Source organism: Neisseria sp. HMSC069H12, assembly GCF_001812735.1.
GTDB classification, from domain to species: domain Bacteria; phylum Pseudomonadota; class Gammaproteobacteria; order Burkholderiales; family Neisseriaceae; genus Neisseria; species Neisseria subflava.
This window is the reverse complement of the sequence record NZ_KV810302.1, coordinates 48,755-74,025: the sequence shown is the minus strand read 5'-3', so window position 1 is coordinate 74,025 and position 25,271 is coordinate 48,755. Positions and strand designations below refer to the sequence as shown.

Annotated in this window: 26 protein-coding genes and 1 pseudogene; 11 read left to right on the top strand and 16 right to left on the bottom strand. The window is 50.0% G+C overall.

All coding sequences use genetic code 11. The annotated features are described in order from the left end of the window. Window position 1: 1 nt before the first annotated feature. Window positions 2-2,281, bottom strand: a complete 2,280-nt coding sequence (gene clpA, locus HMPREF2872_RS10260) for an ATP-dependent Clp protease ATP-binding subunit ClpA (protein ID WP_070633400.1) — start codon at window positions 2,279-2,281, stop codon at window positions 2-4. Between the two features lie 3 nt (window positions 2,282-2,284). Continuing rightward, window positions 2,285-2,596: an ATP-dependent Clp protease adapter ClpS gene (gene clpS, locus HMPREF2872_RS10255; protein ID WP_003679561.1), complete on the bottom strand. Its 312-nt coding sequence runs from the start codon at window positions 2,594-2,596 to the stop codon at window positions 2,285-2,287. Window positions 2,597-2,853: 257 nt separating this feature from the next. On the opposite strand from clpS, the gene HMPREF2872_RS10250 reads away from it, so the two are divergent. The 4 genes from HMPREF2872_RS10250 to HMPREF2872_RS10235 all read left to right on the top strand — a co-directional run bounded on the left by HMPREF2872_RS10250 (window position 2,854) and on the right by HMPREF2872_RS10235 (window position 4,391). After that, window positions 2,854-3,057: a cold-shock protein gene (locus HMPREF2872_RS10250; protein ID WP_003682902.1), complete on the top strand. Its 204-nt coding sequence runs from the start codon at window positions 2,854-2,856 to the stop codon at window positions 3,055-3,057. Window positions 3,058-3,132: 75 nt separating this feature from the next. Beyond that, window positions 3,133-3,348 (top strand): hypothetical protein, encoded by a 216-nt coding sequence (locus HMPREF2872_RS10245; protein WP_003679564.1) that lies wholly within the window; start codon window positions 3,133-3,135, stop codon window positions 3,346-3,348. 84 nt (window positions 3,349-3,432) lie between these two features. Then, window positions 3,433-3,879 (top strand): SsrA-binding protein SmpB, encoded by a 447-nt coding sequence (gene smpB, locus HMPREF2872_RS10240; RefSeq protein WP_070633398.1) that lies wholly within the window; start codon window positions 3,433-3,435, stop codon window positions 3,877-3,879. Between the two features lie 71 nt (window positions 3,880-3,950). Next, window positions 3,951-4,391: a hypothetical protein gene (locus HMPREF2872_RS10235; RefSeq protein ID WP_003682952.1), complete on the top strand. Its 441-nt coding sequence runs from the start codon at window positions 3,951-3,953 to the stop codon at window positions 4,389-4,391. A gap of 70 nt (window positions 4,392-4,461) precedes the next feature. Here HMPREF2872_RS10235 and HMPREF2872_RS10230 read toward each other — a convergent pair whose 3' ends face one another. The 6 genes from HMPREF2872_RS10230 to potA all read right to left on the bottom strand — a co-directional run bounded on the left by HMPREF2872_RS10230 (window position 4,462) and on the right by potA (window position 10,612). Beyond that, window positions 4,462-4,947 (bottom strand): DUF4189 domain-containing protein, encoded by a 486-nt coding sequence (locus HMPREF2872_RS10230; protein WP_049352801.1) that lies wholly within the window; start codon window positions 4,945-4,947, stop codon window positions 4,462-4,464. Window positions 4,948-5,117: 170 nt separating this feature from the next. Then, window positions 5,118-6,068, bottom strand: coding sequence for a thioredoxin-disulfide reductase (trxB, locus tag HMPREF2872_RS10225; protein WP_070633396.1), 951 nt, complete (start codon window positions 6,066-6,068; stop codon window positions 5,118-5,120). 108 nt (window positions 6,069-6,176) lie between these two features. Beyond that, on the bottom strand, window positions 6,177-7,472 hold the full coding sequence (locus HMPREF2872_RS10220) for an NAD(P)/FAD-dependent oxidoreductase (protein WP_070633394.1): 1,296 nt from the start codon (window positions 7,470-7,472) through the stop codon (window positions 6,177-6,179). Between the two features lie 147 nt (window positions 7,473-7,619). Further along, entirely contained in the window at window positions 7,620-8,507 is an 888-nt protein-coding gene (locus tag HMPREF2872_RS10215; RefSeq protein WP_063076460.1) for an ABC transporter permease subunit, read from the bottom strand. Further along, the gene (locus HMPREF2872_RS10210; protein WP_049352799.1) at window positions 8,507-9,472 is read right to left on the bottom strand and encodes an ABC transporter permease subunit; all 966 of its coding nucleotides are present in this window, start codon (window positions 9,470-9,472) and stop codon (window positions 8,507-8,509) included. The genes HMPREF2872_RS10215 and HMPREF2872_RS10210 overlap by 1 nt, the downstream gene beginning before the upstream one ends. A gap of 15 nt (window positions 9,473-9,487) precedes the next feature. Further along, the gene (gene potA, locus HMPREF2872_RS10205) at window positions 9,488-10,612 is read right to left on the bottom strand and encodes an ABC transporter ATP-binding protein (RefSeq protein ID WP_003746147.1); all 1,125 of its coding nucleotides are present in this window, start codon (window positions 10,610-10,612) and stop codon (window positions 9,488-9,490) included. A 508-nt stretch (window positions 10,613-11,120) separates the two neighbouring features. Between potA and HMPREF2872_RS11485 the strand changes: the two are divergent. After that, window positions 11,121-11,778 (top strand): annotated as a pseudogene (locus HMPREF2872_RS11485) (IS1595 family transposase). Between the two features lie 31 nt (window positions 11,779-11,809). Next, window positions 11,810-12,484 carry a RadC family protein gene (gene radC / locus HMPREF2872_RS10195; protein WP_070633389.1) on the top strand — a complete coding sequence of 225 codons (675 nt, stop codon included), beginning with the start codon at window positions 11,810-11,812 and terminating at the stop codon, window positions 12,482-12,484. A 59-nt stretch (window positions 12,485-12,543) separates the two neighbouring features. Here the strand turns inward: radC and HMPREF2872_RS10190 are convergent, their stop codons facing one another. The 4 genes from HMPREF2872_RS10190 to HMPREF2872_RS10175 form a co-directional block, all read right to left on the bottom strand. After that, window positions 12,544-12,822 carry an NF038104 family lipoprotein gene (locus HMPREF2872_RS10190; RefSeq protein ID WP_070633387.1) on the bottom strand — a complete coding sequence of 93 codons (279 nt, stop codon included), beginning with the start codon at window positions 12,820-12,822 and terminating at the stop codon, window positions 12,544-12,546. Beyond that, a complete protein-coding gene (locus tag HMPREF2872_RS10185; RefSeq protein ID WP_070633504.1) occupies window positions 12,810-13,142 on the bottom strand; it encodes a general secretion pathway protein GspG in 333 nt (110 codons plus the stop codon). The genes HMPREF2872_RS10190 and HMPREF2872_RS10185 overlap by 13 nt, the downstream gene beginning before the upstream one ends. Window positions 13,143-13,289: 147 nt before the next feature. After that, window positions 13,290-13,985 carry an aquaporin Z gene (gene aqpZ, locus HMPREF2872_RS10180; RefSeq protein ID WP_070633386.1) on the bottom strand — a complete coding sequence of 232 codons (696 nt, stop codon included), beginning with the start codon at window positions 13,983-13,985 and terminating at the stop codon, window positions 13,290-13,292. 371 nt (window positions 13,986-14,356) lie between these two features. Then, complete coding sequence (locus tag HMPREF2872_RS10175; RefSeq protein ID WP_070633384.1) at window positions 14,357-17,410, bottom strand: DNA translocase FtsK; 3,054 nt, start codon at window positions 17,408-17,410, stop codon at window positions 14,357-14,359. Window positions 17,411-17,574: 164 nt separating this feature from the next. Between HMPREF2872_RS10175 and HMPREF2872_RS10170 the strand changes: the two genes are divergently transcribed. Together HMPREF2872_RS10170 and HMPREF2872_RS10165 are read left to right on the top strand one after the other, a co-directional pair. Further along, window positions 17,575-18,252, top strand: coding sequence for an energy-coupling factor ABC transporter permease (locus HMPREF2872_RS10170; RefSeq protein ID WP_070633502.1), 678 nt, complete (start codon window positions 17,575-17,577; stop codon window positions 18,250-18,252). A gap of 81 nt (window positions 18,253-18,333) precedes the next feature. Beyond that, complete coding sequence (locus HMPREF2872_RS10165) at window positions 18,334-18,693, top strand: CrcB family protein (protein ID WP_070633381.1); 360 nt, start codon at window positions 18,334-18,336, stop codon at window positions 18,691-18,693. Window positions 18,694-18,742: 49 nt separating this feature from the next. On the opposite strand, the gene HMPREF2872_RS10160 is transcribed toward HMPREF2872_RS10165, so the two are convergent. The 4 genes from HMPREF2872_RS10160 to ppx form a co-directional block, all read right to left on the bottom strand. Beyond that, complete coding sequence (locus tag HMPREF2872_RS10160; RefSeq protein WP_070633378.1) at window positions 18,743-19,369, bottom strand: NAD(P)H-hydrate epimerase; 627 nt, start codon at window positions 19,367-19,369, stop codon at window positions 18,743-18,745. Window positions 19,370-19,391: 22 nt separating this feature from the next. After that, window positions 19,392-20,306 carry a tRNA pseudouridine(55) synthase TruB gene (gene truB / locus HMPREF2872_RS10155; RefSeq protein ID WP_070633376.1) on the bottom strand — a complete coding sequence of 305 codons (915 nt, stop codon included), beginning with the start codon at window positions 20,304-20,306 and terminating at the stop codon, window positions 19,392-19,394. A 67-nt stretch (window positions 20,307-20,373) separates the two neighbouring features. Next, on the bottom strand, window positions 20,374-20,745 hold the full coding sequence (rbfA, locus tag HMPREF2872_RS10150; protein ID WP_003685554.1) for a 30S ribosome-binding factor RbfA: 372 nt from the start codon (window positions 20,743-20,745) through the stop codon (window positions 20,374-20,376). Between the two features lie 87 nt (window positions 20,746-20,832). Continuing rightward, entirely contained in the window at window positions 20,833-22,341 is a 1,509-nt protein-coding gene (gene ppx, locus HMPREF2872_RS10145) for an exopolyphosphatase (protein ID WP_003685647.1), read from the bottom strand. A 173-nt stretch (window positions 22,342-22,514) separates the two neighbouring features. Between ppx and HMPREF2872_RS10140 the strand changes: the two genes are divergently transcribed. From HMPREF2872_RS10140 to HMPREF2872_RS10130, 3 genes are all read left to right on the top strand, one after another. Next, a complete protein-coding gene (locus HMPREF2872_RS10140) occupies window positions 22,515-23,138 on the top strand; it encodes a lytic transglycosylase domain-containing protein (protein ID WP_070633375.1) in 624 nt (207 codons plus the stop codon). 202 nt (window positions 23,139-23,340) lie between these two features. Next, on the top strand, window positions 23,341-24,723 hold the full coding sequence (locus HMPREF2872_RS10135) for an MFS transporter (RefSeq protein ID WP_070633373.1): 1,383 nt from the start codon (window positions 23,341-23,343) through the stop codon (window positions 24,721-24,723). Window position 24,724: 1 nt separating this feature from the next. Continuing rightward, on the top strand, window positions 24,725-25,252 hold the full coding sequence (locus tag HMPREF2872_RS10130) for a single-stranded DNA-binding protein (protein ID WP_049332709.1): 528 nt from the start codon (window positions 24,725-24,727) through the stop codon (window positions 25,250-25,252). Window positions 25,253-25,271: the final 19 nt, after the last annotated feature.

Sequence of the window (25,271 nt, the reverse complement as noted above, 5' to 3'; positions counted from 1 at the left end):
GTTAAACAGTTTCTGCTTCAGGTTTGACCTTGCTTTTCTTAAACTTCAACACGGCTTCTTCTTTAGCTGCATCCCAGTCTATCAGCACGAAGCCGCCGTCGGCGAGTTTGCCGAACAGGAGTTCGTCGGCGAGCGGTTTGCGGATTTTTTCCTGAATCAGGCGGTTCATTGGGCGTGCACCCATTTGCGGGTCGAAACCTTTTTCCGCCAGATATTTGCGCAATGCCGGTGTGAATTCGGCTTCGACTTTTTTGTCGAGGAGCTGGTGTTCGAGCTGGAGCAGGAATTTGTCCACGACTTTGGCGATGACGGGTTCGGACAATGGGGCAAACGGGATAATCGCGTCCAAGCGGTTGCGGAACTCGGGCGTGAAGAGTTTGTTGATTGCCTGCATTTCGTCGCCGCGTTCACGTTTGGCGGTAAAGCCGAGGCTGGGGCGGCTGAGGCTTTCCGCGCCTGCGTTGGTGGTCATAATCAGGATGACGTTGCAGAAATCGGCGCTCTTGCCGTTGTTGTCGGTCAGTTTGCCTGCGTCCATGACTTGCAAGAGGACGTTGAAAATATCGGGGTGGGCTTTTTCGATTTCGTCCAAGAGTAATACGCAGTGCGGATGTTTGTTGGCGGCTTCGGTCAAAAGACCGCCCTGGTCGAAGCCAACGTAGCCCGGCGGCGCGCCGATAAGGCGCGATACGGCGTGTGGCTCCATGTATTCGGACATGTCGAAGCGTTGCAGCGGTACGCCCATCGAGTAGGCAAGTTGTTTGGCGACTTCGGTTTTGCCGACGCCGGTCGGACCGGAGAAGAGGAAGCTGCCTATGGGTTTGTCGGGCAGGGCGAGGCCGGAGCGCGACATTTTGACGGCGGCAACCAGCGCGTCGATGGCGTTTTCCTGACCGTAAACCATGTTTTTCAGATCGCGGCCGAGGAATTGCAGCACTTGTTTGTCGTCGTGCGACACGGTTTTTTCGGGAATCCGCGCGACTTTGGCGATGACGGTTTCGATTTGCGCTTTGCCGATGACTTTTTTCTGTTTGGATTTGGGCAAAATCCGTTGCGCCGCGCCTGCTTCGTCCATTACGTCGATGGCTTTGTCGGGCAGGAAACGCTCGTTGATGTAGCGGGCGGAGAGTTCGGCGGCGGCTTCGAGTGCGCCTTGCGTGTAGCGTACTTGATGGAAGCCTTCGAACATAGGTTTCAAGCCGCGCAGGATTTGCACGGTTTCGGCGACGGTGGGTTCGACCACGTCGATTTTTTGGAAGCGGCGGCTTAGGGCGTGGTCTTTGTCGAAAATGGTGCGGTATTCGTCGTAGGTTGTCGCGCCGATGCAGCGCAGCGAACCTTTCGCCAGCGCGGGTTTGAGTAGGTTGGATGCGTCCATTGTGCCGCCGCTGGTGCTGCCCGCGCCGATGATGGTGTGGATTTCGTCGATAAACAAAATGGCGTGCGGGATTTTTTCGAGCTGTTTCAAGACGGATTTGACCCGCGCTTCAAAGTCGCCGCGGTATTTCGTACCCGCCAAAAGCGACCCCATATCCAGCGCATAAACTTCAGCCTCTTTGAGCGCGTCGGGAATGTCGCCGTTGACGATTTGATGCGCCAAGCCTTCCGCCAGCGCGGTTTTGCCCACGCCTGCTTCGCCGACCAAAAGCGGATTGTTTTTACGGCGGCGGCACAGGATTTGCACCAGTCGTTCCATTTCGTGTTTGCGACCAATCAAAGGGTCGATACGGCCGGCTTTGACTTCGGCGTTGAGGTTGACGGTGTAGTCGGAAAGGGAGCCGGTTTTCTGTTCCGCTTCCTCGCCTTCGCGTCCCAGGCCGTCTGAATCATTGCCATCCTCGTCATCGGGCGAGCCATGGGCAATGCAACGCAAGACTTCAAAGCGCGTAATGGATTGCAATTTGAGGAAATAAACGGCATGGCTTTCAGATTCGCTCATCATGGCAACCAAAATATCTAAAGGCTCTACTGCGGCTTTGCCGGCAGACTGGGTATGCACCATTGCCCGTTGGATGACGCGTTGGAAGCCCAATGTCGGCTGGGTTTCGACCGTATCTAGAAGATGATCGGGAATTTGCGGCGTGTTTTCAGCAACGCTGGCCGCAAGCTGCTCGGACAGGACTTTTAAATCTGCACCACACAGTTTCAAGACGTTCGGCACAGCCGCATCTTCTTCTATCAACACCAAAAGCAGGTGTTCCAAGCTGATAAACTCATAACGGGCGTTGCGTGCTTCACGGTAGAGCAGTTGCAGGATGTGTTCCAATTCGGGTGAAAGCATGATTTAAACCTCTTCGACTATACATTTGAGCGGATGCCCTTCAGCCTTAGCACGTTCCATGACCTGATGCTGCTTGGTCTGCGCAATATCGCGCGTGTAGGTGCCGCACAGGCCTTTGCCTTCGTGGTGCACCAACAACATGACGGCCACTGCTTGTTCCTGTGCAAGCATAAAGACTTCGGTCAGGATTTCGACGACAAATTCCATGGTGGTGTAATCGTCGTTCAATAAAAATACGCCGTAACGTTTCGGCGGCTGTGTGTTGATATCGCTGAGCAGGGTATCGGATTGGTGGTCGGTATTCGGATGGTTCATAATTTTAGGTTTCAGTTTTCAGACGGCCTGTTTTAGAGTGTAAACCGTTTTCTGTTGTATTTCGGCAATTTTTTTCTATTTTCCCACTTTTTTGAAAACATAGCTTGACGTTTTGTCTTAACAAATGTAAAAAGACAGTTAAGCAGAAGTTGGCACTTGACCGCGTATGCAATACGGGGGAGAAACGCTGAACGTTTTAGTTTGCTGTATGCCTTGTTTTGCTGATTTTGTTAATTTTTAAGTATAGGAAGTTTCTAATGGCAACCGGTATCGTAAAATGGTTTAACGACGCTAAAGGTTTTGGTTTCATCACTCCTGATGAAGGTGGCGAAGATTTGTTCGCTCACTTCTCAGCGATCAACATGGATGGTTTCAAAACCCTGAAAGAAGGTCAACGCGTATCTTTCGACGTAACCACCGGCCCTAAAGGCAAACAAGCTGCTAATATTCAAGCTGCTTAATCAAATGCGCGGCGTAAGCCGTAAAATCATGGCGGGGTTTCCCGCCATTTTTTATGGGCGTTCGGGTCAAAAATTATGAATCAAAATTCATCTTATCAAAATGCTTTAAACCAGTTGGACGAGCTTATCCGTCATTTTCGCAGCGAAGGCGAGGTCAGCTGCGCCGTTGCCGAGCGTGAAGACCAAATCTTGATCCGCCTTGCCGATTTGAAACTGGATTTACGCCCTGAAGATGAAAAAGCCATTGCCGATATCGACCGTTTTTACCGCCGCCATGTTTTAAGCGAATAAACGTTTCAAAACCGTTTGCCGTTTTATTTTTTAAGCATGCCTGATAAAATAGGCCGTCTGAAAAGTTTGTAAAGAATCAGCACAATGAGTATTGCCAATAATAAAAAAGCCTTTCACGATTTCTTTATCGAAGACCAAATCGAAGCCGGTATAGTATTGGAGGGATGGGAAGTCAAAGCCATCCGCGCTGCACGCGTTCAATTAAAAGAAAGCTATATCTACTGGAAAAAAGACGCATTCTATTTGGTGGGTTGCCACATTACCGCATTGCCCACTGCCTCGACACACGTCAAACCCGATCCTGTCCGTCCGCGTAAGTTGTTGTTGAAACAATCGGAAATCAACAAGTTAATCGGCAAAACCGAATGTGCCGGTTATACGATTGTGCCCTTAAACCTGCATTACACCCGAGGTAGAATCAAAGTGGAAATCGGTTTGGCCAAGGGTAAGAAACAGCATGACAAACGCCAAAGCCTGAAAGAAGCGGATTGGAAGCGTGAGAAACAGCGTTTAATGAAAAACGTACGTTGATTTTTTCAGACGGCCTTTTTATAAAGGCCGTCTGAATATTTATTGTTTGAAAATTTTAAAAAGGAAAACAGATGAAAACTATGATTTTAGCGGCGGCTTCTGCCGTATTGTTGTTGGGTGCGTGTTCCACTACGGAACAACGAGTATTGAAACCTGAAGAGCTGACCAGCATCAAACATGTCTGCATCATTCAAAATGCAAAAGTAAGGCCGCATGATTTGGATCGTGCTTTGTCTAAAGCTTTGGCAAAACGCGGTATCGGCAGCACGATTGTGACAGCGGATAACCGTGGCAAACTGTATGATTCTTCTTGCCCGTATAATCTGCGTTATAAAACCAAAGGCAATAATGAAATCTTGCGTAAAGGTGTATTTGTGTTGAGAAGCACGAAGTACGCGGTTTCGACTGTCAGCTACTCTTTGAATGATGAAAACCACTTCCGAACCAATCCTGATTTGGTGAAACAGGCTGAAGGCGTTGTGGCCAAATTGTTGGAAAAAAACAGCAAATAAAAGCCAGAATAAAAAACCGGCTTGCCGTGATAGAGAATATCGGGCAAGCCGGTTTTATTTTCAGACGGCCTTAAATGGATTTGATTTTTTCCCAAAGGGTTTTGACCGTACCTTGATAGTAGGTTTCGGAAGTGCAATAGACTGTTTCTAAAGCACATTGTCCTTGTGAGCCGTATTTTTTGATACATTGGTTCAAGGCAATTTGATGCACGGTTTTGAAACGAGGGGAGGTAATGGCTACTACGTTTTGAGCAGTCAATTTGCCCATGGCTTTAGGATAGGCAACAGCGATACAGGTGTTGTGCAGAGGGACAACCGTTTTACAGCCTGTTGCTTGGCCTGCGCTGATACCGGCTAAGGCATCTTGGCCTTTACAGAATGTTTCGAGTTCGGCTGTCGCATCCAGTTGGGTGGCATTTTCTTTGGTGGTTTTGATTTGCAGCACTTCATTGCTGTCGGCAGGGTTTTGCCACATGGCCAGGTAGCCGTAAGTATCGGCAGCCAGGGCGGCAGGAGTCAGTGCGCAAAGGATAAGTGTCATTAGTGTTTTTTTCATGTTTGTTCCCTGTTTGTTGGGTATTTGTCGTTATTATAAAGCAAAAGTTCTTATTTGATATAAATTTGCTTTTAAAATGAATATTTGAGTGTGGTAGATAGATTATAGGCCGTCTGAGATTTCAGACGGCCTTTTATTATGTTTTAAAGAATAGGGCGTAGCTTAGAGGCTTATACGCCGTGGCGGTCGAGCCAACGTTCGGCATCAAGCGCGGCTTGGCAGCCGGAAGCTGCGCTGGTGATAGCTTGACGGTAGGTATGGTCTTTGACGTCGCCTGCCGCCCATACGCCTTCGATATTGGTTGCGCCGACATTGTCACCGGTACCGCCTTTGGTTTTCAGGTAGCCGGTTTCATCCATATCGAGTTGGCCTTTGAAGATATCAGTGTTTGGTTTGTGGCCGATGGCGATGAAAACGCCTTTGACGGCGATTTCTTCAGTACGGCCGTCATTGTGTTTCAGGCGTGCACCGGTAACGCCACTTTCGTCGCCCAAGATTTCATCAACCGAGCTGTTGAGCTTGAGGATGATTTTGCCTTCTTCGACGCGTTGCATCAGTTTATCCACCATGATTTTTTCGGCACGGAAACTGTCGCGGCGGTGAATCAGGGTAACGGTGTTGGCGATATTGGCAAGGTAGAGGGCTTCTTCTACTGCGGTATTGCCACCGCCTACTACGGCAACATCTTGTTTTTTGTAGAAGAAACCATCGCAAGTTGCGCAGGCGGAAACGCCTTTTCCGGCAAAGGTTTCTTCGCTTGGCAAACCTAAATATTTGGCGGATGCGCCGGTGGCAACGATGAGCGCATCGCAGGTGTATTCGCCCATATCGCCTTTGAGGGTAAACGGACGGTTTTGCAAATCAACGGTGTGGATTTGGTCAAAAATCATTTCAGTACCGAAGCGTTCGGCATGAGCTTGGAAACGAGCCATCAGTTCAGGACCTTGTACGCCCTCGGCATCGGCAGGCCAGTTATCCACTTCGGTGGTGGTCATCAGTTGTCCGCCTTGCTCAACGCCGGTAATGATCACAGGGTTGAGGTTGGCACGGGCGGCATAGACGGCGGCAGTATAGCCGGCAGGGCCGGAGCCGAGGATGATGAGTTTATGATGGTTGCTCATGATGGTTTCCTTGCTGATGAATGATTGAATTTTGTCGTATCTAAGCTTTCAGACGGCCTGAATTTTACTTGAATCTGCCGCCGTCTGAAATATGTTTGTTGCTTGGGTTTAGTGGCTGTCTTTCCATTGATAGTATTTTGAGCCGAGGAAAGAGCCGAGTTTGCGCAGGAAAGGCTGGGTAATGATGTTGCTGTGGCGTAGTTGCTCAAAAGGTTTCAGACGGCCCTCATCGCCCATGATGGCTTCGGCAATTGCCAAACCGGCAATGCCGGTAATCGCCATGCCGTGTCCGGAATAGCCTTGGGCGTAAAAAACGGTAGGGGCGAGGCGGCCGAAATGTGGGGCGAGGTTGCGTGTAATGTCGCATTCGCCGCCCCAAGAATGCTCGATTCTGACATCGGCAAGTTGCGGGAAAACTTTCAACATGTCTTGGCGGACGAGTTCGGTCATGCGGTCAGGGTCATCGATAAACTCGTTGTCTTTGCCGCCGAAGAGCAGGCGGCCGTCAGTGCTGAGGCGATAGTAGTCGAGGACGTGGCGGTTGTCGCAGATGGCCATATTGTTGCGGATCAGGTCTTTGGCGCGTTCGCCCAGAGGCTCGGTGGCGATGATAAAGGTACTGACTGCAATGGCTTTTTGTTCCAATACTTTGAATTTCGGATGTAAACCGGCATAAGTATTGACGGCATAAACGAGGTTTTTGCACTCAACGTTGCCATTGGGCGTGTGTACCAGCCAGCCGTTATCGCATGGCTCGATACGCGTCATCGGGGATTGCTCAAAAAGTTGTGCGCCTGCATCGGCTGCCGCTTTGGCAATGCCTAGGGTGTAATTGAGCGGGTGCAAGTGGCCGGATAAAGGATCAAATTGCGCGCCTTGATACATATCGCTGGCAAGTTGCTGCTTCAGAGTGGCTTTATCCCAAAGCTGGTAATGGCTTGCGCCATAATGTTTTTGGGCGTGCTCATGCCATTGTTGCAATTCTTCCCAATGCTGAGGACGGACGGCGACGGTAGCGTAGCCGCGTTGCCAATCGCATTGGATATTGTGTTTTTGAATACGCGAGTCAACCAGTTCAACGGCTTGCAGAGATTGCTGCCAGAACCATTGGGCCTGTTCTAAACCGACTTGTTTTTCGATTTCTTCCATGCCACAGGCAAAGTCGCTGATGACTTGTCCGCCGCTTCGGCCTGATGCGCCGAAACCGATACGGGCGGCTTCAAGTACGATGACTTCATGGCCGTTTTCGGCAAGCGGTAGGGCGGTGCATAAGCCGGACAGGCCGCCGCCGATAACGCAGGTTTCAGTTTTCAGACGGCCTTCAAGCGTCGGATAAGACGGATGGGGATTGGCCGTGCTGACATAGTAGGAAGGAAGATATTCTTTGAAGCTGGGATTAATCATGATTTGAGCTTTAGGTTAGTTTTCACTTCATTGAAATTGGTTTTCAGACGGCCTTAAATGTGGGTTTAGATTTAGGCCGTCTGAAAGGATAAGTGCAGTTAATAAAACAGGCTGTTCCGACGCTTTATCGGACAGCCTGTCTGCATATTAGGCGGCTTTCTCGGCTGCCAATTTTTCTTGGCGGTAGGCTTCGGCAGCCTCGCGTTCCCGTTTGGTTGCCTGACGCATCATCCAGTAGTTGACGACAATCACCAGCGTACCGATGATACCGATCAGGATGGTTGCCAAAACGTTCATCTGAGGATCAAGGCCAAGTTTGATTTTGGAGAAAATCACTTGCGGCAATGTTGATGAACCCGGACCTGACAGGAAGGAGGTAATCACCAAGTCGTCCAAAGACAGGGTAATGCCCAAGAGGAAGCCGGAAGCAATCGCAGGGGCAATCAGCGGCAGGGTAATTACGAAGAAAATTTTCAGCGGACGGGCGCCTAAGTCCATAGCCGCTTCTTCCAAGGATTGATCCAATTCCACCAAGCGCGAGCGGATAACGACGGTAATGTACGCCATGCAAAGCGTGGTGTGTCCGAGGAAGATGGTGAAGAAACCGCGATCGAAGTAGAGCGATTGCAGCAATTCACTGCCTTGCAGGAACATTTGCACCTGAATAATCAACAGCAACATGGACAAACCGGTAATCACATCAGGCATTACCATAGGTGCGGAAATCATACCGGCAAACAGGGTGCTGCCGCGGAAGCGCTTGATACGCGCCATGGCGTAACCAGCCAATGTGCCGAGTGCTACGGCGGCAAGCGAGGAAACGATGGCGATACGCAATGACAGCCAGGCCGCTTCCAAGATGGTGTCGTTTTCCATCAATGCGCCGTACCATTTGGTTGAGAAACCGCCCCAAACGGTAACCAGTTTGGATTCATTGAAAGAATAGACGACCAAAACCACCAGCGGAATGTAGAGGAATGCCAGCGAGAGCAGGAGCATCAGTTTCAAGAACCAGGATAATTTGGTTTTCTGCATTATTTGCCTCCTTCTTCCAATTCGCGATTTTCATAGTGCTGGAACAGGGCAATCGGTACAACCAGCAGGGCAACCATAACGACGGCGACGGCAGAAGCCAGCGGCCAGTTGTTTTGGTCGAAGAATGCCTGCCACAATACTTTACCGATCATCAGGTTTTCAGAACCGCCCACTAATTCAGGAATCACAAATTCGCCGACGGCCGGCACGAAGACCAGCATAGAGCCTGCAATGATGCCTGTTTTGGATAAAGGCAGGGTAATGGTAAAGAAGGATTTGATCGGACCTGCGCCCAAGTCGGAAGCAGCTTCGAGCAGACGGTTGTCCAGTTTTACCAGTTGTGTGTACAGCGGCAAAATCATAAACGGCAGATAGGCGTAAACCATCACCAAATTCAGCGAGAAAGAATTGTAGAACAGGTCTAAAGGCTCGCTGATGATTCCATATTTGATTAAGAAATTATTGATGATGCCGTTGTGTCCCAATAAACCCATCCATGCGTAAACACGCAACAGGAAAGAGGTCCAGAAAGGCAGCATGATTGCCAACAGCAGGCCGTTGCGCGCAGCCGGATTGGCGCGTGAAATGGCATAAGCGGTCGGATAACCAATCAGCAGGCAGATGATAGTCGTTGTCAGCGCAGTCTTAATCGAAGACCAGTAGGTCATCAGATAGATATTGCTGTTTTCACTGTCGCCAAACGGATTGAGCGTATTCCAAAAATTTTGGAAGATGTCGGCGTAGTTCTGATAGCTGATGGCAATGTTCAGACGGCCTAAATCTTCATCAATCGTTGTCAACGGCGTAAATGGCGGAATGGCGATTTCTTGTTCGGCAAAGCTGATTTTCAAGACGATGGCGAACGGAATCAGAAACAGCACCAAGAGCCAGATATACGGCACGGCAATCACTGCACGCTGTCCAGGGCGGCGGAACAGTTTATTTTTCAGTTTTTTAAGGTTCATCGCATTTCCCTCAAATTAACTGAACAGAGGTGTCGGTTGGTTTTCAGGCCAGCTGATATAGACGGTTTCATCCCAAGTCGGCGGCGTAATGTTACGCACATACCAATAAGGTGCGGGAACTTGGCTCTTGACGACACGGCCGTTGGCGAGTTTGATGTGGTAAATCGCAAAGCTGCCCAGGTAGGCAATCTCTTTGACTGTGCCTTGAGCCCAGTTGTGCGCGCCTAAGTGTTCTGGTTTTTCTTTGTGCAAATCAATGTCTTCAGGGCGGATGCTGATCCAAATTTCATGGTCGTTCGGAACGCCCAAACCGTGGTCGATGCGGACGTGGTTTTCCAAGCCATCACATTTGACGATGGAGAAATCGGCGCGGTCGTCAATGACGACACCGTCAAAAATATTGGTTTCGCCGATAAATTCGGCGGTAAAGCGGCTGTTAGGATAATCGTACACGTCGCTAGGCGTACCGACTTGGCGCAATTGGCCATCAGACATAATGGCGATACGGGTAGCCATGGTCATGGCTTCTTCTTGGTCGTGGGTAACCATGATGCAGGTTACGCCGACTTGTTCCAGCGTGTTGACCAATTCCAGTTGGGTTTGTTGGCGCAGTTTTTTATCGAGTGCGCCCAAAGGTTCGTCAAGCAGCAGGATTTTAGGACGTTTCGCCAGGCTGCGTGCCAAAGCGATACGTTGTTGCTGACCGCCGGAGAGTTGGTGCGGCTTGCGTTTGGCGTATTTGGTCATTTGCACTAGGCGCAGCATTTCTTCCACACGGGCGTCGATTTCGCCTTTAGGCATTTTGTCTTGTTTCAGACCGAAAGCGATGTTTTGCTCAACGCTCATGTGCGGGAACAGGGCATAGCTTTGGAACATCATGTTGATTGGGCGCTCGTACGGAGCAAGCTTGGTAATGTCTTGGCCGTCGAGAATGATTTTGCCCTGATTTGGGCTTTCCATGCCTGCCAACATGCGCAGCAGCGTGGATTTGCCACTGCCTGAGCTGCCCAAAAGGGCAAAGATTTCATGTTGGTAAATGTCCAAGTCGATGTTATCGACAGCGTAATTGTCACCAAACTTTTTCACCAAGCCTTGGATTTGCAGATAAGGTTTGGCTGAAGACGCAGTGGTTGCGGTCATAATGGCAATACTCCAAAAAGAAAGACGAGTACCGGCAAAACGGATTTTCGAATGGGTGATAAAAAGCTGTTTGATTGCTGGCGGGAGTCGGACGGAGGCCGTCTGAAACTCTTGTAAAGCGCACGGGCAGCGTGGATAGAAAGCAGTTTAAGCCTAAGCTTTTGCTCTCGGCAAACTCGATATTATATTAGCCTAAGCCTCATAGGGGCAATATGAAATTGCTTGTATCGGCTGATTTGAAACAAATATGAAAGGAAAGGCAGGCAGGGAAACACGATAGTAAAAATGGGTAACGTTGTTTTTCTGCACAAAGTGGCTTAATTGTTATTTATATGTCTTAAATAATTATTCAAAATAGAATAAAATACGCAAATTGCATTTATTTGCTAAAACCATAATGGATTACGTTTTATATCGGGCGGGGCGGTTTGCTCAAAATTGAAACTAAATCCGCTATATAAAAAATAAAGGGACTGACGTAGATTAGCAGTTATGCTAGGCTACGAAAATGCAGATAACCAATTGTAAATTAAGCAAGAGAGTTCAAAAGAAACTACTTGAATTTTTTGTACTCCAAGTTACCGCCCGTTCCGCTGCCGATATTTTGGGCATTCAGCCCAACTCCGCTATTCTGTTCTACCGCAAAATTCGTATGGTTATCAGCCATTATCTGGCCTTGGTTGCCGATGAGGTTTTTGAGGGCCCTGTCGAGTTGGACGAAAGCTATTTCGGCGGACGGCGTAAAGGCAGACGTGGTCGCGGTGCGGCAGGGAAAGTGTTGCTTTGCTATTCTGAGACGAGACGGAAGGGTCTATACCGTTGTCGTAGATAATGCCAAGTCTGATACTTTGATGCCTGTTATCAAACAGAAAATTATGCCAGACAGCATTGTTTACACGGATAGCCTGAGCAGCTACGACAAGTTGGACGTGAGCGGTTTTATCCATCACCGCATCAACCATTCCAAGGAATTTGCAGACCGCCAGAACCACATTAACGGCATTGAGAATTTTTGGAATCAGGCAAAACGTGTCTTACGAAAATACAACGGAATCGATCGCAAATCTTTCCCGCTGTTCTTGAAAGAATGCGAATTTCGATTTAACTTCGGCACACCGTCTCAACAGCTTAAAATCCTGCGGGATTGGTGTGGAATTTATGGCTAATCTACGTCAGCCGCAAAATAAAAGGGAAAATATGAGTATCAAAGAATGGCCCGAGGGGGAGCGGCCGCGCGAGAAGCTCTTGGCGCATGGTGCGGCGGCGTTGAGTGATGCGGAGTTGCTGGCAATTTTATTGCGTGTTGGAACGCGCGGTATGAGCGCGGTCGATTTAGCGCGTTATTTGTTGAGTGAGTTTGGCAGCTTGGGGAAACTGATGAGTGCGGATGCCAAAACACTTTCTGCTTATAAGGGCATGGGCTTGGCGAGTTATACTCAGTTTGCAGTGGTCAAAGAAATCGGGCGGCGGATTTTGGGTGAAGATTTGCAGGAGCAGATTGTTTTGTCAAACCCGAAATCGGTTGCGGATTATCTGCGCCTGCACCTTGGGCATGAAAAAATCGAGGTCAGTGTTGCTTTGCTGCTCAATCGTCAAAATCAATTGATTGCGGTACGGGAATTGTCGCGCGGTACGGTAGCGGAAAATACGGTTTATATCCGTGAAATCGTCAAATTGGCATTGGATGAATATGCCGACAGTTTGATTTTGGCACACAACCATCCGGGCGGTTCGGCAAGGCCGTCTGAATCTGATGTACAGTTTACAGAGCGTTTGAAACAGGCTTTAAGTTTGGTCGATATTACGCTGTTGGACCATTTTATCGTGACGGCAAAAGAAACCTGCTCTTTGCGCGAACAGGGCTATATGTAAGGATGAATGTTCAGACGGCCTCAGTAGGATTGGTTACCTTACTGAGGCCGTCTGAAGGATTATTGCGTTACTTCGTTGGAGGACTCTTCCTTATAGATGATTTCTTCCGATTTTGGCTTTTCTTTGCTCTTTTCCTTCTCTTTTTCTTTATCCTTGTCTTTCTTACCGTCGGGAATGGCGGCATCAATCACTGCCCCCGTTCCTTTGACAACCAATTTTCCGGCAGTCAGGATGGTTGTAGCAGCCAAATCGACAGCCGCACCTACAACGCAGCCGTTAAGCGTCAGACAAAGGGAAAGTGCCGGAATCAGGCGTTTTGTGCATCTCAATGACTGCATCCGCAGCGTCCTTCATGATGATGGCCGCATCCGAGTGCTTCTTGCCAAGCATCATCATCGCCGTCAAATTCTTCAACTTCGTCAAATTCGCCGTTTTCTACCATGCTTACCAGCTCTCCCAAGCTTTCTGCGCCTTCTACCCAAAAGCAGGGGATATCGGGTGGTGTGTCGGGGGCAAGCAGGGCGGCTTGTTGATCGTGCCAAGCAATCCAGTAGCTGTTTTGCGTTTGTACGAATACGGCATCGGGATGGATGGTTTCGTTTTCGGTATTGACCAGCATTCTGGCGGCGATATCGGTTTGAAAAGGTAAGGTTTGCATGATGGTTTGAGAATGTGAGAAAAGAAAGTATTGTAACATGGCAAAAACAAACGCACCGTCTGAGTCAAGCGGTGCGTTTGTGTCTCTGCAACTTGGGTGCGGTCAGTTTAGAGTGTCAGCCGCACCGGGAATGTCATTCCGTCAAGATTATTTGTCGTCGTTAGCCAAAACGAAGCGGTAAATAGCTGCGCCAACTGCTGCGCCGGCAATAGGAGCCAACCAGAACAACCACAGCTGTTCAACAGCCCAGCCGCCTTGAAACAAGGCAACACCGGTAGAACGTGCAGGGTTAACGGAAGTATTGGTGACAGGAATGCTGATCAAGTGAATCAGGGTCAGACCCAGGCCGATGGCGATAGGGGCAAAGCCGACTGGAGCCAGTTTGTCGGTAGAACCCATGATGATGATCAGGAAGAATGCGGTCAGGACGAATTCGATCAGCAAAGCGGCCATCATGTCGTAACCGTTAGGAGAGTGCTCGCCGAAACCGTTGCTGGCAAAGCTGGAAGCAACAGCATCAAAACCGGTTTTACCGGAAGCAATCAGATACAGAACGCCCGCAGCGGCAATCGCACCGATCACTTGGGATACGATGTAAGGCAACAGGTCTTTACCGTTGAAACGGCCGCCGATGAAAAGGCCGACGGAAACGGCAGGGTTGAAGTGGCCGCCGGAAATGTGGCCAACGGCGTAAGCCATGGTCAGTACGGTCAAACCGAATGCTAAAGCGACACCGGCAAAGCCAATGCCAAGCTCAGGGTAAGCTGCTGCCAAAACTGCGCTGCCGCAGCCGCCGAATACCAGCCAGAAAGTGCCGAAAAATTCTGCAAAATATTTTTTCATTTATTTTTCCTCGTAAAGGGTGGGGTGTTGCCGAAGGCATGAATCATAATAATATTGTTTCTAATCGATAATATTGTTTCTAATCGAAAAACGGATTTACCTGTTTTTTCCGGTCTTGATAAAAGGCCGTTTGAAAATGGCGACAAATGAATAGGGATATATCTGGCAGGTCGAGTTTTGTTTATTGAGGCTGGGTTTATTTAATAGTGATGAAGCAAATGCCGTTAATGTAAAAGCATTTGGTTTTGTAAGAAATGCCGTTTACAGATTACTTATTTGCTTGTTTATTTAATTGGAATCTCTGAACCCATTATCTGATTTAAAAAGGCCGTCTGAAAGTTTTCAGACGGCCTTTTATTGATGGAGATAAGTTAATCTAAATGCTCGCTGCTTTGCGCCAAGATGGTGCGGTTGCCGTTGTTTTCCGCCGGGGAAACAATACCGTCGGCTTCCATTTGGTCAATCAGGCGGGCGGCGCGGTTGTAGCCGATGCGCAGTTGGCGTTGGATATTAGAAATGCTGGCCTTACGCGATTTTAAGACAACGGAAACGGCTTCGTCATACATGGGGTCAAGGTCGCTGTCGTTGCTACGGCTGGTGCCAGTAAAGTCCTCGGTCGAACCGCTGCTTAAAATATCGTCGATATAGTCAGGCGCGCCGAATTGTTTCAGGTATTCCACTACGCAGTGTACTTCATTGTCGGATGCGAACGCGCCGTGTACGCGTTGCGGATAACCGGTGCCGGGCGGCAGGAACAGCATATCGCCTTGGCCGAGCAGGTTTTCCGCACCCATTTGGTCGAGAATCGTGCGACTGTCGATTTTGCTGGACACTTGGAAGGCAATGCGTGTCGGAATATTGGCTTTAATCAGGCCGGTAATGACATCCACGCTTGGGCGTTGGGTGGCAAGAATTAAATGGATGCCGGCTGCACGCGCTTTTTGGGCAAGACGGGCAATCAGTTCTTCAATTTTCTTGCCTGCAGTCATCATCAGATCGGCAAACTCATCTACCACGACCACGATAAACGGCAGTTTCTCCAATGGCTCAGGGTTTTCAGGCGTGAGGCTGAACGGGCTGCCGATTTTTTCGCCACGCGCGACGGCTTCGGCAATTTTTTGGTTGAAACCGGCAAGGTTGCGCACGCCCATAAAGCTCATCAGGCGGTAGCGTTTTTCCATTTCGTTGACGCACCAGTTCAGGGCGTTTGCTGCCAGCTTCATATCGGTCACGACGGGGGCGAGCAGGTGCGGAATGCCTTCGTAAATGCTCAGCTCCAGCATTTTCGGGTCAATCATAATCATGCGCACGTCTTCAGGCGTTGCTTTGAAGAGCATGGACAGAATCATGGCGTTCACGCCTACGGATTTACCCGAACCGGTCGTACCGGCAACCAGCAGATGCGGTGCTTTGGCCAAGTCTGTCACAACAGGCTGGCCGGTAATGTCTTGGCCGAGTGCGAGAGTCAGTTTGGATTTAGATTCGGTAAACGCAGGCGAATTGAAGATTTCGCTTAAGCGGATCATTTGGCGTTTCGGATTAGGCAATTCCAAACCCATGCAGGTTTTGCCGGGGATGGTTTCCACCACGCGGATAGAAGCCACACCAAGCGAGCGCGCCAAGTCTTTTTCGAGGTTCAAAACGGCACTGCCGCGCACGCCGACATCAGGCTCGATTTCGTAGCGCGTAATGACCGGGCCGGAATAGGAATCCATCACTTTGACTTTAACTTTGAACTCGGCCAGTTTTTCTTCGATGGTAATGCTGTTTTCCAACAACTGTTCTTCAGTTTGCGATGCGCTTGGGTCAAATTGCGGCGGCAGAAGCAGGGCGGTAGTCGGCAGGCGTGCATCGGTAAGTGTTGCCGAAGTTGGATGAACTACGCTTGGCGTACTCTCTTGAACGCTTGGTTCTACGGTTTGAACAGGCGTTTCAACGGCTGTCTGTGTATATTCAGACGGCCTTGCGATTGTTTCAACAGATTCAACGGGTTTAATGGTTTCAACCGCTTGAATAGCTTCTGTGTCCGGTTGTACAGGAGCTTCCGGCTCACTATCGAATTCCGCTTCTTCGACGGCAGATTCGCTGATTAAATAATCACGGATACTGCGTTCAGGCTGATTGCTGACATGTGCATTGACTTGTGCATCAAAAATTGGTACTTGGATTTTATGTTCAAAAGCAGGCGGCTCGGGGATATCAATTGGCGCAATCGAGGTTTGGAAAACGGGCGGCTCAGGAATATCGGTTTTAGCCATAGGGACAACCGGTACGGCAGGCGGCTCGACTACGGTTGCGTTTGGCGTGGCAGGTCGGGAGATATAAGGGGATTTTTTAACAGGCGCAGCCGGTTTCGGACGGGACGGCGTTGCCGGTGCGGCAGGTCGTGGTGCAACAGCTTCCGTGGCAGCTTGTTTACGCGCCCATCTTTCGGCGGCCGCTTCGGTATAGCGAACTTGACGGCGCAAGCTGGCAGGACGGCTGATTTGTCCCAAGTTGGCCAAAATTTCGTCATTTTCGATGGTGCGTGGAGAGTAGCCGCGTAATGGGGCGACGGCCTCGGCCAGTTTGTGGCGGGCGGCGGTGCGGCGGGCAAGGTTGTCGTGAATATCTTCCGCTTGGATTTCAGAAGGGAATGCTTGCATGGAAGTATAGGGGAGGATGGCTTCTTTTTCGGCAGTTCTTAAGGCCGTCTGAACGGTTTCGATATGTGGTGCATTGGCTTCTGCCACGCGGACATTATTGGCGCGCGCCAAGGCACGCTCGCGTGTGCGTCGCAAGATGGGGTCGTTATAGTCGATGATTTCCATGCCGGTCATCGGCAGGGATGAAGCGCGCAATAATGGGGTTTCGACTTCGTCTTTGTAAATTGGCGCATTTTTTTCGGCCAAATGCTCGTTCCATTCTTCAACCGCTGCTTCATGCAGGGAACGTGTGGCTTCTTCTAATGTGATTTCTTCAAAATTGCTGTTTTGCACCAAAGATGGGCTGTATTCGGGCGTTTCCATTTGTGCAAACGGCGTGATTTTAGGAATACGTTCCGGTTTGGCAGATTTGCGGGTTTTAGGTGCAACTTTGATTTCTTCTTCGGTAGCTGTGATGTGTTCCAGCTCTTCGGTAAACGGTTCTACTGCGTGCTCTTCGTTTGTTTCGGCGCGTTTCATTTTATTGTGTTCGAGCACGGAAAGCAGGCGGATGCGGGCAATTTTATGGTTGTCGGCAGTGCGCTTGTTCATGCTGAACAAACGTTTCAGGCTGTCCAGTTGGTCGAAAAAACCGACCGGGCTGTCTTCTTCGTTTATTTCTTGTTCGTCGCCACTGAGTCGGGCCAATTCATGGCGCCACTTTTGCTCTTGTTTCTGGCGCCACCAGAACAAGCCGGCTATGACAGCCAGCAGAATTAAAGCCAATATTGTCCAAAGCATGCGTCCATCCCCTTAATTAAACGGCAAAGTCCGTTATTTTAACGCTTTTTTCGGGTAAACAAAACCAGCCGAAACAAGCTTTAACGGCAAAGGCAAACAGGATTGTCAAAGCTGTGGCTTGAGACGCGTATAATAGGCCGTCTGAACATTTTGCGGATGAGATGATGATTTTTCAAAACGGATGGTTTCCCATTGGTGTCGTGATGGCGGCATGGCCTGTGTTGCTGGTGATTTTTGCTTTGTGTGCAAAGCAGGCATGGGTGTCGGTATCGCAGCATCGTTCCGCATTCTTGGTGGCTGCCGTGGTGTTGCCGCTGGCTTGGAGTTTGAATGCTTCCCCGGAAAGCGGACAACTGGCCGGCATGAGCTATCATCTGCTTGCTTTAAACCTGACGGCTTTAATGCTGGGCACCTCTGCCGCGTTCTGCCTTGGCGTTTTACTGTTTTTTCCGTATTTGTGGCTTTGGGGCGATTGGCATATGTTCCCCATTAATGCCTTGTCCGTATTGCTTCCGCCTTTGTTGGTAAACTTGGGTTTCCTCCATTGGGTATCGCGTTTGCCTGCCAATATCTTTATCTTTATTTTTCTGAATGGTTTTTGGGCTGCGGCGGTCGGAATGGTGTTTACCGGTGTGGTTTTGGTCGGTTTGTTGGACTGGGTAGATGTGTTTGATACGGCGGTATTATGGAGAACCGCTTTTCCTGTTTTCTTCTTAATCGCTTGGGCGGAGGCATTTTTGAGCGGTATTTCAACAGCCATTTTTATCGCGCTCAAGCCGCAATGGATTTGTACTTTCGATGACGACAGGTATTTGAAATCCGCGCCTAAGATTTGGCAATAAGATATGAAGATATCCTTGCTTGGTTTTCAGACGGCCTAATGACCGGATGGCCTGTTTTTTGAATTGAATGTTTAACTTGTTATGTTTGCTTATATTTTTCCCATTGTTTGCGGTGCCGCTGTCGGGGCTGTATTGCGTTGGCTGTTTGGCTTGGTGCTGGTGTCTTCTGCACCTTTTCCTATCGGTACTTTGGCGGCAAACTGGCTGGGCGCGCTGCTGATCGGTGTATTGGCGGAACTCTTAACCGATCCGCAATGGCGTTTGCTTTGGATTACCGGCTTTCTCGGCAGCTTGACCACATTTTCAGGTTTTTCAGTGGAAATGGTGGGTTTGATGCAGGCGCAACGTTGGGGCATGGCTTTGATGGCAACCTGTCTGCATGTTTTCGGTTCGTTTGGTTTGACGGCGCTGGGGATTAAATTGGCGCAGATTTGGAAGTAAGCAAAAATAACAGGGTGCAAAATTGCACCCTGTTGTTTTTTATAGGCATTTAATCAATGCCAATAGGCAAACAGACGGTTTCTTGACAATAGGTTTTGCCGGACTCGCTTAAGTGTGCCGGTTTGTAGGCGGCAAAGGTGTAGGTCAGGTCTGCGCGGAATGTGTCGGGATCGGCTTCGGCGGTGTCGCAGTTGAGGCCGGTGGGAATATCGAGGGCGACTTTCAGGCCGTCTGAATGATTGAGTTGGCGGCAGAGGGCGGCGATTTCGGTTGGAAGCGCGCCGCTGAAGCCTGTGCCGAATATGCCTTCGATAATGATGTCGTAACCTTTTTTCAGACGGCCTTCCAGTTCTTGTGCGGATATCAATTCAATATGGGGCAAACCGTTGAGGCGTTCGCGATTGGTTTGAGCCAAGGGGGAGAGGTTTTCTCCGAGTGAAAACAGAATGTCGATGTGCCAACCTTGCGCCTGCATATATCTTGCCATGACTAGTCCGTCGCCGCCGTTGTTGCCTTTGCCGCAAACGATCAGGGCGCGTCCGGCTTGAGGATGGCGCCGCATCAGGTCTTGCGCGGCAGAGCTGCCGGCGTTTTCCATCAGTTGGTCGAAGCTTGTGCCTTTATCGACGGCTGCTTGTTCGCGTTCGCGCATCTGGGCGGCGGTATAGACTTTCATGATTGGCTCTCTTTGCAGGAAGTTATTTGTCGGCGGTATTCATCAGGCGCAAGGCTTTCAGACGGCCTATTTCTTTTTGATATTCCACCAGTCCGATAAATGTGCCGTCTCTGCTGTACACACGGATGGGCTGCTCGGCGGAAATGTCTTCGGTAAACTGGGGACGTTGGCCGTTTTTGAGCATGGTAACGGCGTAGTCGTTTAATTTCAGTTTGGGGAAATGTTGTACCAAGACATCGCAAGGCAGCAACAAGGCATCGCGTTCGGCTTCGTCCAATTCTGCCAAAGCTTCGAGCGTGTGGCTTTGGGCAATGGTAAAGCCTGCGGTTTCGGTACGGCGCAGGGCGGTCAGGTGGGCGAATGTGCCGATGTGTTTGGCGATGTCTTCGCTGAGGGTGCGGATGTAAGTGCCTTTGCTGCAACGTACGTCTATCACGGTTTTGGGTGCATCAAATTCAGTAATATCAATGGAGTAAATCGTAATATCGCGCGCTTTGCGTTCGATAACGATGCCTTTGCGTGCGTATTCGTACAGCGGTTTGCCTTCGTGTTTAAGGGCGGAAAACATAGGCGGCACTTGGCGGATGTCGCCTGTTAACGCTTGGCAGGCCGTCTGAAATTCAGACAATGAAATATCGGCGCGTGCGGTGGCAATGATTTCGCCTTCTGCATCGCCTGTGCTGCTGGCTTCGCTCAGTTTCAGCGTGGCCGTATAGGCTTTGTCTGCATCAATCAGATATTGGGCAAACTTGGTCGCTTCGCCGAAGCAAACAGGCAGAAGCCCTGTGGCCAAAGGATCGAGTACGCCGGTATGCCCGGCTTTTTCGGCACGGAACAAACGCCGCGCTTTTTGCAGGGCAGTGTTGCTGGAAAGGCCTTCGGGTTTGTCGAGAAGAAGGACGCCGTTGATCGAGCGTTTGGTGGGTTTATTGGTCATATTAATTAGGGAATATTAATGTTCAGGCCGTCTGAAAGGGTTCAGACGGCCTGCGTGTTTTAATCAATCAGTCTTCAACCGGTTTTTCCGCCGCCACTTGGTCGATCAGGCTGGAAATGCTCATGCCGCGTTCGAGTGATTCGTCGTATTTGAAATGCAGCTCGGGCGTTTTGAAGAGTTTGATGCGTTTGGCCAATTCGCTGCGCAAATGGCCTTTGGCATGTTCCAAAGCTTCTTCAGTAATGTCGCGTGTGCTGTCGTCGAGGACGGTATAGAACACGGTGGCGTGGCTGTAATCGCGGGTGACTTCGACTTCGTTGATGGTGATGAAACCAGCGCGCGGGTCTTTCAGGCCGGTGCGGACGAGTTCGGCAAGCTCGCGCATGATTTGTTCTTTGACACGGTCTTGGCGGGCGTAGCCGCGTTGGGGTTTTCTCATGGTTTTCCTTGATGTATGGCAGGCTGTCATTTTCAGACGGCCTGCGGTTTGGATTTTGAAAAGCTGCCTATTATAACGGAGTGCGGTTTATTGTGCTTGAACCGAGAAAGGCATATCGATTTTTTGCCATTGAGCGCTTTCGTAGTCCAGCGCATCGGCGATAAGGGGGTGTTGCTCCAGCCATTGGGCGTTGATGCGCAAGATAAAGCTGTGGTTGTTTTCATCGACGCGAAGCTGGGTTTGCGGCGGCAAATCAAGCGGCAGGCGCGAACGGCAGAAGAGGGCGGCCAGGCGCAGGGACAATACGGCACACCACATGATTTCGTTGTTGCCGATAATGTCCGCCATTTTCTTGAGGTCGCCGCGATGGCCGATAACCAGTTGCGCCAAAATGGTTTGCTCTTTGCGTGAGAAGCCCGGCATATCGGCGTTTTCGAGAATGTAGGCGGAGTGTTTGTGATAACCGGTATGGGCAATATCCAAGCCGATTTCATGCAAACGGCCTGCGCGGCTGAGGTATTGGTTCCACAGGGCAAGCTCTTGAACGGTTACGTTTTTGGCGTGGCACAGGCTGTTCATAAAGGCTTGCGCGGTATCGGCAACGCGTTTGGCTTGGTTGAGGCTGACGTGGTAGCGTTTTTGGAACTCTGCCGTTGTCTGTTCGCGCATATCGACATTGAGGCTGCGGCCGATTAAGTCGTAGAACACACCGTCACGGAGTGCGGCCTCGGTAACGGTCATTTTAGTCAGCGAGAGTTCTTCAAAAGCCGCCATCATCACGGCCAATCCGCCCGCAAAAACTTCAATGCGTTCGGGTTTGAGGTTTTCAAATTTGGCTTTTTTAACCGAACCGGCTTCGATAATCCTATCGGCAAGATAACGCATGCCTTGGGCGGTAATGTCGGCTTCTTGCGGCAATTCGGCCGCCAAAACGTCGCGTATGGATTTTGCCGAACCGGACGTGCCGATGGCGAAATCCCAACCTGTACGCTTCATCATTTTGCTGATGCGCTGGATTTCGATACGCGCGGCGGAAACGGCGGCTTGGAAATCTTTGGCGGTCACTTTGTTTTGGAAAAAACGCATGCTGTACGTTACGCAGCCCAAAGGCAGGCTTTCTGTGGTGAGCGGTTGCAAATCCGAGCCGATGACAAATTCGGTCGAGCCGCCACCAATGTCGATAACCAGCATTTTGTCGCCTTTGGGCGGCAGGGTATGCACTACGCCGGTGTAAATCAGACGCGCTTCTTCGCGGCCGGCAATGACTTCGATGGGAAAACCCAGCGCCGCTTCGGCACGGGGCAGGAATTGGGCGATGTTTTTGGCGACACGGAAAGTGTTGGTGGCCACCACGCGCACGTTTTCAGGTTGGAATCCGCGCAGGCGTTCGCCGAATTTTGCCAAACATTCCAAGGCTTGTTCTTGAGAGGCTTCGCTCAGGTTTTTTTGTTCGTCCAAGCCGGCGGCAAAGCGAACCATTTGTTTGAACGAGTCGATGACTTTCAGCTGGCCGTTGTTGTTTTCACAAATTTGCAAGCGGAAACTGTTGGAACCCAAGTCGACGGAGGCTAAAACGTTGGCGGGAGTGGTGGTCATAAAAAATACCGGTTGATTAGAAAAACCTAAATGTTACTTGAGGCGGTATTACTTGACAATAAAAGGTATACAGCTCTTTGATTCTGCTCATAGATGTATTTTATAATGCTGACTTTAAGCAAGTATATCAAAGGCCGTCTGAACTTTTCAGACGGCCTAAAAAGAGAAAACACATGAAATCGGAAAACCAAGATTCCTTATTTTTATCGCGCCGCCGCCTGTTGCAAGTCGGCGGAGCCATGCTTTTGACGCCTGCGACCGCATGGGCGGGGGCTCAACGTGAAGAAACGCTGGCCGATGATGTGGCTTCCGTGATGCGCAGTTCGATTAATAGCGCCAGCCCTGCGAGGCTGGTGTTTGCCGATTCGAGGGAAGGGGAACGTTGGTTGACAGCGATGTCTTCTCGATTGGCACGCTTTATTCCCGATGAGGGCGAGCGCCGCCGCCTGTTGGTTAATATTCAATATGAAAGCAGTCGTGCCGGACTCAATACTCAAGTGATTTTGGGCTTGATTGAAGTGGAAAGTGCGTTTCGCCAATATGCCATCAGCGGCGTGGGTGCGCGCGGTTTGATGCAGGTGATGCCGTTTTGGAAAAACTATATCGGCAATCCGTCGCACAACCTTTTCGATATCCGCACCAATCTGCGCTATGGTTGCACCATTCTTCGCCATTACAACAATATCGAAAAAGGCAATATTGTCCGCGCTTTGGCAAGGTTTAACGGCAGCTTGGGCAGTAACAAATATCCGAATGCCGTGTTAGGCGCGTGGAGAAATAGATGGCAGTGGGGTTGATTCTGGATAAATGGGATAGGGCAGATTTTGCGTGACGTTGGTTTTCAGTTGAAACCGTTTTATACCGATGAAGCAGGTTTGCGATAAACGGCTTGCGATTTGACCCCATGCAATTCCTTTGAATCCTGTATAATCAGAAAATCTGTTAATTCACACTTTCAGACGGTCTTTCGCAAACTTAAGGCCGTCTGAAACATTATTTATGGCAAGAGATAACCGCATTCAAATGTTTCCGCACGAGTGGCGTGCCAGTACCACACTTTCCGGCGTTTACGCACTGCGTATGTTGGGGATGTTTTTGGTATTGCCTGTTTTGGCGATGTATGCCGCTTCGTTGCCCGGCGCAGAAAACAATAAAGCGCTGGTCGGTATGGCGATGGGTATTTACGGGCTGACACAGGCTTTGCTACAACTGCCTTTGGGCATGGCTTCCGATAAGTTCGGCCGTAAAAAAGTGATTTATGCCGGCCTGATTGTGTTTGCGGCGGGTAGTTTTTTGGCCGCAGTTGCCGACAGCCTGCAGATGTTGGTTGCTGCGCGTGCCATTCAAGGCGCGGGCGCCGTCAGTGCGGCGGTAACGGCTTTGCTGGCGGATTTGACCCGTAACGAAGTGCGGACGCGTGCGATGGCGATGATCGGCCTGAGTATCGGCTTGACCTTTTCCGTCAGCCTAGTGCTTGCGCCGATGATTGCCAGCTTTATCGGTGTATCCGGCCTGTTTGCGCTGACCGGTATTCTGACTGTAATCAGTATCGGCGTGGTTGCATGGATGACGCCTGATCCTGAAGTATCCAAAATGCACGAAGATACGCAGGCGCAGCCTTCGCGTATGGGCGAGGTATTGAAAAACCGCCAACTGCTCAATCTCGATTTCGGTATTTTTGCCTTGCATACGGCGCAAATGGCTTTATTTACCGCATTGCCGTTTGCCATGACGCAGTTGGGTTTGGAAAAAATCCATCACTGGCAAGTCTATCTGCCGTCAACCATTACCGGCCTGATTATTATGGTGCCGCTGATTATCGTCGGCGAAACGCGCAACAAACTCAAACAAGTGTTTATCCTGGGTATCGTCTGCATTGCCGCGGCGCAAATCGGTCTGCTGTTTGGAATGCACTCGGTATGGTTGATTACCGCTTATCTGATTGTTTATTTTATTGGTTTCAATGTATTGGAAGCCAGCCTGCCGTCTATGGTGTCGAAAATCGCTCCGTCCGATTTGAAAGGCACCGCGATGGGCGTGTATAACACCATGCAGTCGGTCGGCTTGTTTGTCGGCGGCGCAACCGGTGGTTTATTGTTCCAAAAATACGGTTTTGTAGGCGTATTTGCCTTTTGTAGCGTATTGATGTTGCTGTGGCTGTTATTGGCAGTCATTTCGCCGGCACCGAAACCTGTCAAAAACCTCAGCTATCCGCTTAACGCCGAATGGCAACAAAATCCGGATTTGCTCTACCAAAAATTGACCGAAATTGAAGGCGTTGAAAGCATCAGCTTTAGCGCAGACAAACAAACCATTTATATCAAGGCCTTGCAAAAAGGATTCGACCAAGAGGCCGCCGAAAAAATTATCACAGGAGTGTAAAATGTCATTGAATAAAGTTATCCTCATCGGCCGCCTCGGCCGTGACCCGGAAGTCCGCTATATGCCCAACGGCGAGGCCGTCTGTAACTTCAGCGTTGCCACCAGTGAAACGTGGAACGATCGCAACGGTCAACGCGTAGAACGTACCGAATGGCACAACATCACCATGTACCGCAAACTCGCCGAAATCGCCGGTCAATACCTGCGTAAAGGCAGCCAAGTGTATTTGGAAGGCCGTATCCAAAGCCGTAAATACCAAGGCAAAGACGGCATCGAGCGTACAGCTTACGACATCATCGCCAACGAAATGAAAATGCTCGGCGGCCGCAACGACAACAGCGGCGGCGCACCATACGATGACGGCTACAACCAAGGCGGTCATTCAAGCCAAAGCAGCTACCAACAAGCGCCACAACAGCAATACCAATCTGCTCCGGCTCAAGAACCCCCAGCCGCCCCAGCCCGTCGTCCTGCTCCGGCACAACCGACTGCTCCGGTTGATGATATCGACGACGATATTCCGTTCTAATCATTGAACAAATACAAAG